The organism is Rhodopirellula sp. SH410 (assembly GCF_055811895.1).
Genome location: NZ_CM147949.1, coordinates 6,701,877 through 6,714,503, shown reverse-complemented (window position 1 = coordinate 6,714,503; position 12,627 = coordinate 6,701,877). Strand labels below are relative to the sequence as shown.

The 12,627-nt window shown below is 56.2% G+C and carries 9 protein-coding genes and 1 pseudogene; 4 read left to right on the top strand and 6 right to left on the bottom strand.

Annotated elements, in window-relative coordinates; translation table 11 throughout:
- The first annotated feature begins 115 nt into the window (after window positions 1–115).
- Entirely contained in the window at window positions 116–814 is a 699-nt protein-coding gene (locus SH410x_RS24495) for a transposase (RefSeq protein WP_473671627.1), read from the top strand.
- A gap of 128 nt (window positions 815–942) precedes the next feature.
- On the opposite strand, the gene SH410x_RS24490 is transcribed toward SH410x_RS24495, so the two are convergent.
- A complete protein-coding gene (locus SH410x_RS24490; protein WP_473671625.1) occupies window positions 943–2,304 on the bottom strand; it encodes a pyridoxal phosphate-dependent decarboxylase family protein in 1,362 nt (453 codons plus the stop codon).
- A gap of 1,161 nt (window positions 2,305–3,465) precedes the next feature.
- Here SH410x_RS24490 and SH410x_RS24485 point away from each other — a divergent pair.
- Window positions 3,466–4,101 (top strand): thioredoxin family protein, encoded by a 636-nt coding sequence (locus SH410x_RS24485; protein WP_473671623.1) that lies wholly within the window; start codon window positions 3,466–3,468, stop codon window positions 4,099–4,101.
- A gap of 314 nt (window positions 4,102–4,415) precedes the next feature.
- The gene (locus SH410x_RS24480) at window positions 4,416–5,573 is read left to right on the top strand and encodes a DUF5658 family protein (protein WP_473671621.1); all 1,158 of its coding nucleotides are present in this window, start codon (window positions 4,416–4,418) and stop codon (window positions 5,571–5,573) included.
- Between the two features lie 60 nt (window positions 5,574–5,633).
- Here the strand turns inward: SH410x_RS24480 and SH410x_RS24475 are convergent, their stop codons facing one another.
- The 3 genes from SH410x_RS24475 to SH410x_RS24465 form a co-directional block, all read right to left on the bottom strand.
- Entirely contained in the window at window positions 5,634–6,659 is a 1,026-nt protein-coding gene (locus SH410x_RS24475) for a D-alanine--D-alanine ligase family protein (protein WP_473671619.1), read from the bottom strand.
- Window positions 6,660–6,683: 24 nt separating this feature from the next.
- Window positions 6,684–7,778 (bottom strand): putative zinc-binding metallopeptidase, encoded by a 1,095-nt coding sequence (locus SH410x_RS24470; RefSeq protein WP_473671617.1) that lies wholly within the window; start codon window positions 7,776–7,778, stop codon window positions 6,684–6,686.
- A 71-nt stretch (window positions 7,779–7,849) separates the two neighbouring features.
- Window positions 7,850–8,728, bottom strand: a complete 879-nt coding sequence (locus SH410x_RS24465) for a hypothetical protein (protein ID WP_473671615.1) — start codon at window positions 8,726–8,728, stop codon at window positions 7,850–7,852.
- Window positions 8,729–9,078: 350 nt separating this feature from the next.
- Here SH410x_RS24465 and SH410x_RS24460 point away from each other — a divergent pair, with 350 nt between their 5' ends.
- Window positions 9,079–9,852 (top strand): hypothetical protein, encoded by a 774-nt coding sequence (locus tag SH410x_RS24460; protein ID WP_473671613.1) that lies wholly within the window; start codon window positions 9,079–9,081, stop codon window positions 9,850–9,852.
- Between the two features lie 308 nt (window positions 9,853–10,160).
- On the opposite strand, the pseudogene SH410x_RS24455 reads toward SH410x_RS24460, so the two are convergent.
- Window positions 10,161–11,192, bottom strand: a pseudogene (locus tag SH410x_RS24455) (sulfatase-like hydrolase/transferase); the annotation flags it as partial.
- A gap of 379 nt (window positions 11,193–11,571) precedes the next feature.
- Window positions 11,572–12,276 (bottom strand): hypothetical protein, encoded by a 705-nt coding sequence (locus SH410x_RS24450; RefSeq protein ID WP_473671611.1) that lies wholly within the window; start codon window positions 12,274–12,276, stop codon window positions 11,572–11,574.
- Window positions 12,277–12,627: the final 351 nt, after the last annotated feature.

Genomic DNA, 12,627 nt, shown 5'->3' with positions numbered 1-12,627 from the left:
AAACAACTGGGCGTGTGCCGCCGAACCCGCCCAATTGATTGTAGGCGAGAAAAAGGTGACGGGGGTAGTTTTCGTGAAACCAGGCGTTTAGGATGGGGGTTTCAGACACTCATCCATGAGTCGATCCATGCCTCGGCAGAAGCGTTCGGACGAAGCGGGAGTCATTTACCATGCACTGAATCGTGGAAATGATCGAAAAAAAATTTTCAAAAAGCCGGAGGACTACGATGCCTTCATTCGCATCCTCGACGAAGGATTGCAGAAGTATCCGGTGGAACTGTTCTCATTCAGTTTGATGCCCAATCACTGGCACCTCGTGTTGCGCCCCAGGAAAGACGGGCAAATGGGGCGTTTGCTGCGGTGGGTCTCAGCGACTCACACGCTGCGTTATCACGGGCACTACCAGCGTCACGGATACGGGCACCTATACCAGTCGCGGTACAAGAGCTTCCCGGTTCAGAGCGACGAGCATTTCTACGTGGTCTGCCGCTATGTCGAACGTAACCCTTTGCGGGCGTGTCTGGTCGAAAAGGCCGAGGAATGGCCGCATGGATCACTTCGGCGTTGGTGCATGCGGCCAGAGCCAACTCCGAAGATCCTCTCGCCTTGGCCGATTCCTCGCTTGCGAGATTGGGTCAAGCGGGTCAATGCAGCGCTGTCAGAGAAGGAGCTCGACGCGATGCGAACCTCCGTCAACCGCGGTCGCCCCTTCGGCGACGAGACCTGGACTGACGAAATCGCGGAACGGCACGGGCTATGGTATACGTTGCGTTCGATCGGACGTCCTCGAAAGAAGCCATCGCAGCAGGAATGAACAATTGATCGCGGATATTCCCCCGTCGCCTTTTCCCCGGTAGACGCCTTTTCCCAGGGGCCACTGTGCGGAAGATTCGAGAGAGGTTTACCCTTGGTTCTGCACGCGAAGCTGCACAGTGCAAATTCCTATTGTTTTTGATTGAATAGGTTTGTCATTGCTTCTGCCGAACGATCAATATCTTCGATGGTTGTCGACGTGTCGCAGATACTAATTCGCATCGCTCGACGGCCCTTCCATGTCGTTCCGCCAGCCCAACACGTTCCGTCGTGCTGGACCGCAGCGATAACTTTATCGGTCGTCTCGTCAGATCCAAAGGAAAACAGCATTTGATTGAGGCCAACGGGGGCCAGCAGTTCGGCTCCCCCTGCAACAAGTTTCTCTGCCATTCGATTGGCTAGGTCGCAGTGACGATCAACCATGCTTGCGATCCCTCGTCGGCCTTTGGTGGCGACGATCGCCCAGGCTTCGATACCCCGCGCACGCTGCGACATTTGCAAGCTCATCTTCATGAGAACTCTTTCCGACGACGACGGAATGTAGGCCGCATTCACCGACATCGCCTCACGCAAGTCCTCGGATCTTCGGCAGATAGCAAGCGCCGAGTCGTAGGAGGCGTTAAGCCATTTATGAGCATCGGTGGCCCATGAATCGGCGAGTTCAGCCCCGGCAACATGGTGACGTTGCCGCGTCGACACCGCAGCCCACAGCCCAAACGCACCATCGACGTGAACCCAACCGCCGCTGCGTTGGACTTGAGGAATGATCTCCTCAAACGGGTCGCTGTGACCTGTGTTGACGTTGCCCGCCTGCAAGACCACTAACGCTGGTTTCGTGATCGCAGGCATTCGATCTGCTCTGATGCGTCCGAGCGAGTCTGTTGGGACACGCACGATCGACTGGCGACCAAAACCGGCCTGGCGGAGCGCTTTATCAACGGAAACATGGCACTCGTCGGAAACGAAAACCGGAATCTCCGGTGCGCCAAACAAACCGTTTTCCCCAACGTCCCAGCCCGCCCGGGAAAGCAGTGCGTCGCGAGCGGCGATCAGACAGGTCAAGTTGGCAACGGAGGCACCTGCACAAAACGATGCGGTGGCTGAATCGGGCAATCCAAGTAATTGGCAGATCCACTCGGTTGCGATTGCATCCAAGCGTGATGCGATCGGCGACATGATCGGCACCGCGATATTCTGGTCCCAAGCGAGAGCCAAGATGGCGGCGGCACTCGCAATCGGTTCGCTATTGCCGGTGACAAAACCGAAATATCGCCCGCCGGTTGATCTCACTGTTGCAGGCGAACCGATACGATCAAGCAGTTCCAAGATCGCTTGCCCGTCGGTTGAGTCCTCTGGCAACGCGACATCAAACTCGTCGAGCGTGGCAAGTGCTGGGGCGCTGGGGAAAGTGGGCGCAGAATCACTCGAGTTGAGGTAGCGAATCGCAAGTCGGGTAGCCTCGGCAATTAACTTCGTCTTTTCGCCATTCATTTTCTATTACGCACCGCAAGTTCCAGGGTTTTGGTTCACCGATTCTGCGTCTTTGACCATTCGCTGGAGAACCTCGTGAACGTGCTCGGTATGGAAATTGCGTTTAACTGACTTCCGTCGACGCCGACGTTCAGACTTAGTCGAGGCACTCGCGATGACCCAAGAGAGTACGGTTTTCCCACAACCGAGTAAACGACACTGTATCGATCGCAAATGGTAGTGATGGAATCACATTGCTGCGTTCAAAACGTTCGGACGAAGCGGGGGGGCATTTGCCATGCAATGAATCGTGGGAATGATCGCAAGGGAGTTTTCAAGAAGCTGGAGGGCTACGATGCCTTCATTCGCATCCTCGAGGAAGGATTGCTGAAGTGTGGTGTGGAGCTGTTCTCATTCCGTTGGATTCCCAATCACTGGCATCTCGCCATGGCGGACTTCTCGCTTGCGAGATTGGGTCAAGCGGAGCAATGCATCGTTCTCAGGAAAAGAGCATCGACGCGATGCGCACCTCCGTCAATGGCGGTCGCCCCTTTGGTGACGAGACCTGGACTGACGAAATCTCGGAACGGCACGGACCATGGCACAGGTTGAGTTGGATCGGACGTCCTCGACAGACGCCATCGCAGCAGGAATGGACAATTGATCGCGAATATTCCCCCCGTCACCTTTTCGACACGCGGCGCCTTTTCTTCCCGCAGGCGCGGTTGAATATTTGGAGGAGTGAGATTCCGGGGGGATTCCCGTTTGCGAAATCTCGATTCCCGAAAATAGGGCGTTTTACCGCGACAAATGACAAGTGATTGCAAGCGGGCGATTCTGCCGATATGGTGCGTAAAGCCTTGTGAACTGTGATTTGCAGGCACACGAGAAGTCAGCTCCGACGGTGAAGGTTGCGGGTTTGAATCCCACCGGGCGGACAGTGTTTCTATCCTGATTTGCCGGGGGAAACCCCTACTGGCGGATTTCTGCCGAGCACACTTTCGAATGTCCGTTTGCGGGGGACGATCCCGGGAACGCTACGAAAGATGCTCCATTTGGGGCATCGATCTGTGATTCTCAAGTAACGCAAACACTCCTCTGGTATTCTTCGCTGGATTCTGGCGTGATCGATAGGTTTGATTTTTCGTCGTTGGTTCCTTCGCCTCGTTTGGGAGATTCCCGTTGAAACGCTTTCGCTGCCTCCTTGCTGGTCTCGTGACGACTTGGGTTCTGTTCGTTGTTCATCACCCCGCCTCCGCGGGGGAATTCAATTCGGTTCTCGACATAGGCGATCCCGCTCCGGGGTGGACCGATTTGCCAACGACGGACGGCAAGACATCGTCGTTGGATGGATTGCGCGACGTCAAAGTGATTGTCGTGGCGTTCACATGCAACAGTTGTCCCTACGCGGTTGACGTCGAACAGCGACTGATCGAGTTGACCAAGCAATATGCCGACTCCTCGGTTGCGATCGTGGCAGTCAACGTCAACACGATCGAAGAGGACGCGATGCCCGCTATGAGGGCCAAAGCGAAGGCCGAATCGTTCCCATTCACCTATGCATTCGATGAGACTCAGCAGATCGCCCGTGACTACGGGGCAAAGTACACGCCCGAATTTTTTGTGCTCGATCAAGGGCGCCGAGTCGCCTATATGGGATCACTTGACGACAGTCCCGACGGTCGAAACGTGGCCGAGTCGCACGTTCAAAACGCCATTGACGGGTTGTTGGCGGGTGAACCGATTGCCGTGACGGAAACGGTTCCGGTGGGATGTCGAATCCGGATGGAACGCCAGCGACGCTCTCGCAGAAAATGATGCGAACGGGGCCGATGGTGATCGGCCTGCCTCGTAAAAACAAGAACGCCAGCGTTTGACCTCGATGCGTTTGGTCCCCCAGGAAAGAGGGAGGGGCGTGCGCACTGCGACGACAACAGGCCATCCTGAAAGGCGTTGCAGCGTCAAATATTGACCTGAAATCCTCCGACACTTTGAGCGGGCGTTGGGGTTTGAACGCCTGCGGTACTTTCCTGCGTGTCTTGCCCGCCAAAATGTCCCGCAATCGCTGGTCTTTCAAGACGGGTTGGCAATCTCGCTCAGAAGTCACTTCTCCTCGCCCCCAACAATTCGCCATGAAATCGATTCGTATGATGCTGGTAACGCTGATGCTGGCAATGTTTGCCAGCACGGCCCTCGCTCAACGCGGCAATATCCCCGCTTTCGGGGGCGTGACGGCCTCGATTTCATTGGACAGCGGGTTCCTGTTCATTGACAACGAATACATTCCATCACCCTATGCGATCACGTTGAACGAGGGTGAGCTGACGATCAATGGGCAGGACATCGCGGTCGATGCATTCGATCTGTCGTCATACCGTGGTTACAGCATGGGGCGTCAGGGCGGTGGTAGGCGAGGCGACAGAGGAAGCCAGCGTCGGCCGAACGGGGCGATGGGCGGAGATGAATCTAGGGAGTGGGGGGCATCAAAGGGCAGTAATGCACCCGCGGACGAAGAGGCGGACGCTGCCGTATCACAGTTCGCCATGCGACAACTCTTTAACGAATTTGAACTGTTGCGCCAGGACGCGGTCATTGTGCTCCGCTCGGGCGCGAAACCGATGGTCATTGGTTCGAGGGATACGGGGTACGAACTGCTCAAAGAACTGTTGGTGATTCCAGAAAATCAGATGCGGCTGGCGGGCGTTCCCGACAACCTTAGGGATGAAGTCGATCACGAAACGTGGCGACAGTTGGTTGGGAGCTTTCAATCGACGCCCGTTTTCGTCGCGAGTGCCTCCAAATACATCGACGAGGTCGATCTCGCTCAACGTCAGATTGAAGCCCAGCTTGCGTCAGTGCAATGGAGTGAACGGTTGAGCTACCCGCTCACCATGCTGGCTCTCGTATTGGTCGTTGCCGGTCTGGGGCATCTCATGGCCAGTGCGCATGAAGTTTTCTCGGCGGCGTTAAACCGTCAGGACACGGCTGAGCTGTCCAAGAATATCGTTCTGCTACTGGTGATTATGGCGGCCATGTCGGCGATCGATCTGGTCTGGACCGTCATGGCGCACAACAACGGAGCGATGCGAGAACTCAATCCGATCGGCAGTATGTTGATTGACGACACCACGAAATTGATCGCCTTTAAAATGATCGTTACCGGTCTTTCGATTGGTCTGCTGTTCTGGCAACGCCGCTTGCCCTTGACGCGAAAAGCGACCTGGTGGTGCTGCCTGACCATGACGCTGTTGACCGTCCGTTGGTTGTCATTTCATTCCATGCTGGTGTGACAAGCAAGCTGCTGAGTGAGTGGGGTCGATCGCGTGCAGTGTGTCTGTAAAGGCGATCCCTCACGCCATCCACGCGGCTTTGTAGTTCAGTCCCAGATTCAGGATGCGCTGGATCAAGGCTTCATAGGAGATGCCAGCTGCTTCCGCCGACTCAGCGAAATCCTCGCCGTACTCAATGTTCGGATTCGCATTGGCTTCGATGACAAAGATCTCGCCGCTGGGCGTTAGCCGCAGGTCCATGCGGCCGTATCCGCTCATCCCTAAGGCGCGATAGATCCGCTTGCACAGTTTAGCGATTTTCTGATCGATTGCTGGATCGAGATCCTTGGCCGCATGGGTCGTGATCTGGTGGCGATCTTGATAATTTCGATCCCATTTCACTCGGCTGGTGGCAATCTTGGCTGCGTCGTCGGGCATGCTTCCAAAATCCATTTCCCAGGTTGGAAAGCAGACGAGGCGTTCATTCCCAATCACGCCGCAGTAGATTTCTCGACCATCGACATACTGCTCGACGAGTGCATCATCGTGTGTCTTTTCATGGATAAAAGCGACTCGTTCGGCAAGTGCTGCGTCGTTGTGGACGAGGGATGCTTGTGAAATCGCAAATGAGGCATCCTCGGTCACCGATTTGACAAACAGCGGAAACGTCAATCGTTTCGGGCGCCGAACAGCGCGGCCTTGTTTGAAAACCGCAAATCGTGGTGTTGGTATCCGGTGATAAGCGAGTATCTTTTTCGAGAGTGCTTTATCCTTGCTCAGCAAGAGCCCTCGGGGGTTGCAGCCCGTGTAGGGCTGCTGCATCAGTTCGAGGTAGCTGATCACCGCAAAATCATAGGTCACCACGCCATGAAATTCTTCGAGCAACATGTATGTGATATCCGGCTCGAATTCCTTAAGCGCCTGTCGGATCGGCCCCAAATCATCGTAGAGTCCAAGCGGCAGCACGTCGTGTCCGAGTCCACGCAGCGTCTCGCAGATATCGAACTCTGCTTTCCAGGGGCCCCATTCTTTTTCGTCAATCCCCTCCAGGGATTCAGGGGGCACGTGCCCATCCCGCACCAATACCAAGACGCGAAGTTTGCTCATGTTAATTCTTTACGGGATCGATTCTTAAATGGCAACACGATGGCCTCCCTCGTGCAAGAAATTGGTGGTGCGGACGGCGACCAAAATCATCGCGTCCCGTTTCGTATCTTCGATGGAGCCACCCAGCCGTAGTTTCAACTCGCGGCATCGTTCAATCATCTCCTGGACCACTTGATCAATGGTGTACGCGTATTGGCCGGTCCATTTCGAGACAGTCCGGTGCAGTTCGGTGCGAATACGAGTTAGGAACGCAGCGGCGGTCATGTTGCGACTGTGGGCGGCGTCAGTTGAAAAGAGACGGCGTAAATCGCCGTCGTACACACTTGGCAAGTCGACACCATAGTGTGTCCGTTTGCGTTGGTAATGAGTCCGCAAGGTCTTGCGTAGACGCGAAAGTGGATCAACGGTCGCGCGCGAACGAACCAATTGCCGTTTGCCCTGGATCGAATTCATTAACTCGTCGACGGTCTCGAGTTTCTTGATGGCAGGCCAATTTCGATAGCGGGTACGCCACCGCGACCCGGGACGCAGCCATACCGCAAACGTTTCAGCAAAATCCTCGAGCGGATGCGATTGGGCATACCACATCTCGAGATGATGGACATAGTTGCGACTCGACGGTTTGGGTTGATAGGACTCGGGATAGGGTTCCGAAGACTTTCCAAACACTTTGCGGTAGAGTGCTCGCCGCCGCAACCGAAAGGCGGTGTCGATTGCGTGGCCGGTCTCATGGCGCAGGATCTTCATGCACCATTCATGAGTCCCGCCTTCGACGTCGAGTAACTGCTTGCGTTCCAATCGCATTAAGCGTCGATGGGCCAAATAGAATGGGATCGCAATTCCAGGCACACCGTCGGGCGAAAACCAATCCTCGCTCAACCAGAAGTGAGGTTTGAACTTCAAGCCTCGAGCCGCCAGTTCATCGTTGAGTTGTGCGATTCGTTTTTCGAGATTGGTACCACGAATCGTAAGGTTCAGATCGCACATCCGCAGATCGAGCAGTTCGATATCAGACAGCGGTAACAGCTGGTCATCGGCGTGCTGGATGTCTTTGTGGCGTGCCAGAGGCAATTGCTCGGGCAGGGCTACTCGCGTTCGTCGTGATTTTCGGCTGGGCATCACACAGTTAAAATCAATCCGTAGGTGCAAAGATGAAACTACCTGTACGCAGTGTATTCCAATGCTGTCGCTTAGCGAAACCACTGAGTGATCGCTGCATCCTGGATTGAGTCATATGCGGCTGCCGTTGGCGAGGCGTCGATATCCGCGTGCAGGTAGTCGTCGATCAATTGATCGGTGCGGTGGGCCTGGTTCTCGATCCGGTGCAGGCACAGTGATTTCAAGGTTCCGACGCTATCGAATAGTTCGGGGCGCAAAATCAGTAACACGCTATCGGCAATCGATTTGTTTGCTTGCGGCAGCGATGGCTGCTTGGAAACTTTTCGGCGGATCGAATCGGTCATCGAAGCGCGTATCAACCATGCCATGGTTTCTCGCTGTGGTGATGTCGCCTGCCAGTCAGAATCGTCGGCGTGGCACCTCGTCCGCTCCACATCGATCCCATATCGCACCAGTGTCCGGTCGTGCCCGGCAAGCTGGCCGATCAAGACGTCAATCCAACGCTCGATGGTACGGCGGAGTCGGTTCAATCGAATCGCATCGGTCACGCTGCATCCTCGGCGATCAAGAATCAACGTTTGTACACGATTGCGAGCTTCCAAGTGCGAGAGATAGATGGCTTGAGCGATCGGAGAGAACTCGTCACGCCCAGCGGCTCGATCGGCACCGTCAGCGATCGCGGCAATCACACGGGTTAGTAGTTCGCTGACCAGTATTTCTTCGAGCACACCGAAGTGCTCTTGCCACCATAGCCGCATACAATTTTGGTCTTCGTCATTCTCAGCTCGATCAAATCGAATCAACGTGTGGTGCCAGAGATCCAAGCGCTGGCGTGATGCGGTCCAATAGCAACTGACCGCCTCGGGGGGCACGCTGGCATGCCGATACAACAGAGTCGGGCCGTGATGAGCCATCACAGCAGCGAGTTCGGCGAGTTCAACAACGTGCATGGTATGCGGAGCATCGAGGGGAGACGGTGGAAACGGCGGCGCGGGCGCGCCCGTGAGCGCCCGATCGACGTCCCCCCGGACGCAAAGTGAATGGAAGTGCATTCATCGTGCCTGCTGGCCTGGTCCCGCTGGAGCGTTTGGTGTGGTGGATCGCGTAAGTCCTTGATCACAATGGATTTAGCGATGGGCGGTCGGTGCCGGTTAACAACTGGCTGGACCGTGCCACGTTTCATTTTCACAACATCCATGGTGATTTTTAATAATCTGGGTCGATCCCGCGCAGCATTTCCGCCCCGCCAGTCACCAGTAAACCAACAAGTCCTCCCCGTCACGCTGTTTCCCAGTCTCCCATGAACACATCGCCGCAATCACCTTCCACCCCGCGTCTCCCGCTGGCCGTGAAAATTGGTTTCACCGCGTTTATGGCGGTCTTGGTCCCGTATTATTGGATCGAGTACGGACCGACGAACTTTGTGTATTTCTGCGACATCGCCCTGTTTCTCGGCTTGGCATCGGTGTGGACTGAAAAACCGATTTACGCATCGATGGCCGCCGTTGGGATCACGGTGCCTCAGCTACTGTGGCAAGTCGACTTTCTCGGGAATCTGGCGGGCGTGCCGCTCGCCGGCGTGACGAATTACATGTTCAATCCCGAGATCTCATTGGTGGGCCGTGGGCTGTCATTCTTCCACTTTTGGCTGCCCATTCTATTACTCGGGATCATTTTCAAGCTTGGTTATGACCGCCGTGCGTTCTGGGGTTGGACACTGACGGCATGGGCCGCAATGCTGGTCAGCTATTTCTTATTGCCGGCACCCGATGCGGCACTGGATTACGTGAATCAACCCTGCAACGTCAACTATGTTTACGGAATGGGTTCGGAGGCACGGCAAACCATGATGCCTGGCTGGGCGTGGTTGACCATGTTGTTGGTGGGGCTGCCAGCGCTGGTCTATGCCCCGAGTCATTTTGTCCTTGCCTGGGCAATGCCGCAGGCTCACTCCGGCTCGGACTTGGGTTGCCAGGAATCGTATATTCCGGCGCTTTCGCCGGACCAGACGGGTGATGACGCCCACAGCGGAACGGTCGGCAGTAAGAACTCCCACTCGCCGAGCTTGCTGTAGAGTTCTTTGAATCGTGTCTCTGATTCCTTCGAGAGATCGTTTGCTTCGGCCGCATCGGCATCGGGACGAAACATTTGCGCCGGGCGATGCGATAGCGAAATCAACTTGTCCTCGCCATCACGAACAGAGCTCTGGCCTTGCAAACGCCAAAAGAGCGTGCGGTGAACAGGCGGTATTTCACCGGAGAGTTGAGGAATCAAATTAATACCGTCGTAAGCTCCGTACTGTTGGATACCCCGGCGCCGGTTTCTCGCATCCTCATGGGACGGCGGATCCTGCAGTGGCAGTAGTTCTTGCCCTGCCGCAGCCATGAAAGTGGGGATGACATCCAAACTCGACACCACGCCGCGGTGTAGGGTCTTTTCCGGAAGGTGACCTGGCCAAGACCAGATCATGGGCACGCGAACTCCGCCTTCGCGGAGTGAACCCTTGGCACCGGAATAGGGCCCATTCCAACTGCCATTGTTGGTGGCACCACCGTTATCGGCAAAGAAGACGATGAGGGTGTTTTCGTACTGGCCGGTGGATTTCAGATGCTCGACGATTCTGCCGATCCCGCGATCGAGCGCCCACACCATCGCGGCGTAAGTTCGGCGTTTGGGGTTTCGGATATTGTTGAAACGAGCGAGATCCTCCTCGGTCGCTTGCATCGGCGTGTGCGGCGCGTTGTAGGACATCAACAGCATCCACGGCCTGCGAGATTTCTCTGCGCCCTCGTTCTGCCGGTCGATCCACTGAATGCCTTCGTCGGTGAAGAAATCGGTTAGGTAGGGGCTGCTGAACTCACGCAGCGGCTCCCCGTTTCTCTCGAGTTGATTCTTTTCGGGCTTGGGAAAGTAGTCGTGATGGCCCCCGATCATGCCACAGAAATAATCAAAACCTCGTCGATTAGGATGGAAGTCGGAGCCACTGCCCAAATGCCATTTGCCAATTAGCGCGGTCGCGTAGCCGGCGCTGTGCAATTGATCGCCGAGGCTGTGTTCAGACGGCGCCAGCCCAAGCAGCTCGGGCCTCGTGCTGTACGCGGCGGCGGATTGGTTCAAATTGGACTCGTACCCGAATCGCCGCGGGTCACGCCCCGTCATCAGTCCCGCCCGTGATGGCGAGCACACGGAACTGGCGACATATGCCGCACTGCACATCACCCCGGAATCGGCCAAGGCGTCGATATTCGGAGTCCGCAGATGCGTACTATGCGTGCAGCTGAGATCGCCATAGCCCATGTCATCGGCTAGCAAAATCAACAGATTGGGAGGCGCCGGCGAATCCGCGTAGGCCAAGCCGCAGCTTATGGAGTATGAGAGAGCCCAAAAGATGCAAAGTGATAGGCGATAGACCATGGGGGCGGTGGGTTCAGGGGGAGGAGTCGTCGGGCCACGATTGAAATCAGAATCGTGGCAACGCCGGGGTCAATCAGACCTATCCCCCCAAAAAATACCATGGCCCGACGTCAACGTTGGGAGGACAGTGCTCGTTTCACTATCATCCTAGTCGATCCGCCTGTGCCGAGTGCACCTCATTGGCGTGGTGGATTCCGCCACACCCCGTTGTTCTGACGACTTGGGAAACGTGGCGGCCTGGGCACATGACGGCCTGGGTAGTCGAACTTAGTGTCGCGTGAACAATAAGTGACGAATTCTCCCGTAGCCACCGTCGCCAGACCGTGTGCCGTCACACTCTGGCGAACGCAGGTACGTCCGTTTTTCTTCACGCGATGCGTTAGGCGGCGCGGCGGGCAATCTCAGCGCCGCTCGGACGCGTGGCCCATTGACCCGAGGCGTTGCTCAGCACGGTAGTTCCACTATGGGTGACCTTGCTCAGGTATTTGGCCAAACCTTCTGCGTGAGCGGTTTCCACGCTGGCGTCTACCAAGACCATGTCGACAGCTCCAAAGCGGTGAGCGACGTTGACGAGTCCTCGGGCGACCGATTCGGGGAAAATCACGGGACGAATCGCAAGACCCGCGAGTTGACGATGGTAGTCACGCATCGTGACCTCGCCGCCTGCCATTTCAAATTCGTCGACGACGATCGACTTGAAGGTTTTGGAGTCGGATCCCGATTGGGCTACCGATGCCAGGATCGCTGGCATTCGCGAGCCGTTCCCGATACCAATCTCGAGCACGCTGGTCGGTTGCAATTGGCTGATCCGTTTCAGCAGCGCATCATGCTCACCGCGGGAGCGTAGCGACAGGATGCTGCGTCGAGGAGGTGTGACTTCGGCGACCGGTGCGGATACCGGTTCCACATTTCGCACCGGTTGCGACGTGGGAGCGGGTGCCGCGGTAGGAGTCCGTGCCGGTGCAGGCGTCTGCACCGGTGCAGGGGCCGATGCCGGGCTGGGGTTGGCTACACTCGCCTTGGCGGGGGATTCCGGTTCGCTGCGCCCGCCGCGAAGTGAATTCCAAAGTTTTTTCAATGACATTGGCGTCGCACCCTGATCTGTCGCTCCGACGAGACAAACGAAGCAGATACGCGGAATTTTATGGATAAGATAATGGGTGTCTCGCCTCATTATCCACTTCTTTCGGATGCTTTTGAGCACGAACTCGAATCCCTTCGAGCAGTGTCCGGTTGGGTAATCTGGGCGAAGCTCACCTAACCCCTCTCGGCAACGCGGTGAGACGGTTTTAGCTCTATTGAAAGTCGTCGCTACGCTCGCCTGAGCGTGGATATCCGCACTTGGCTACGATCCTCCACCGTCTGGCGACACTCGATACGAAAGATTACGTCAGTGCGTTGCCGCCTCAAGTTGTGCGAAATCGCGTTGACCCGA

Excerpts from the sequence above, each read along its gene's own strand:
- SH410x_RS24450 (WP_473671611.1), bottom strand. The coding sequence starts at position 12,276 with ATGTCATTGAAAAAACTTTGGAATTCACTTCGCGGCGGGCGCAGCGAA.
- SH410x_RS24495 (WP_473671627.1), top strand. The coding sequence starts at position 116 with ATGAGTCGATCCATGCCTCGGCAGAAGCGTTCGGACGAAGCGGGAGTC.
- SH410x_RS24460 (WP_473671613.1), top strand. The coding sequence starts at position 9,079 with ATGAACACATCGCCGCAATCACCTTCCACCCCGCGTCTCCCGCTGGCC.
- SH410x_RS24465 (WP_473671615.1), bottom strand. The coding sequence starts at position 8,728 with ATGCACGTTGTTGAACTCGCCGAACTCGCTGCTGTGATGGCTCATCAC.
- SH410x_RS24470 (WP_473671617.1), bottom strand. The coding sequence starts at position 7,778 with ATGCCCAGCCGAAAATCACGACGAACGCGAGTAGCCCTGCCCGAGCAA.
- SH410x_RS24475 (WP_473671619.1), bottom strand. The coding sequence starts at position 6,659 with ATGAGCAAACTTCGCGTCTTGGTATTGGTGCGGGATGGGCACGTGCCC.
- SH410x_RS24490 (WP_473671625.1), bottom strand. The coding sequence starts at position 2,304 with ATGAATGGCGAAAAGACGAAGTTAATTGCCGAGGCTACCCGACTTGCG.
- SH410x_RS24480 (WP_473671621.1), top strand. The coding sequence starts at position 4,416 with ATGAAATCGATTCGTATGATGCTGGTAACGCTGATGCTGGCAATGTTT.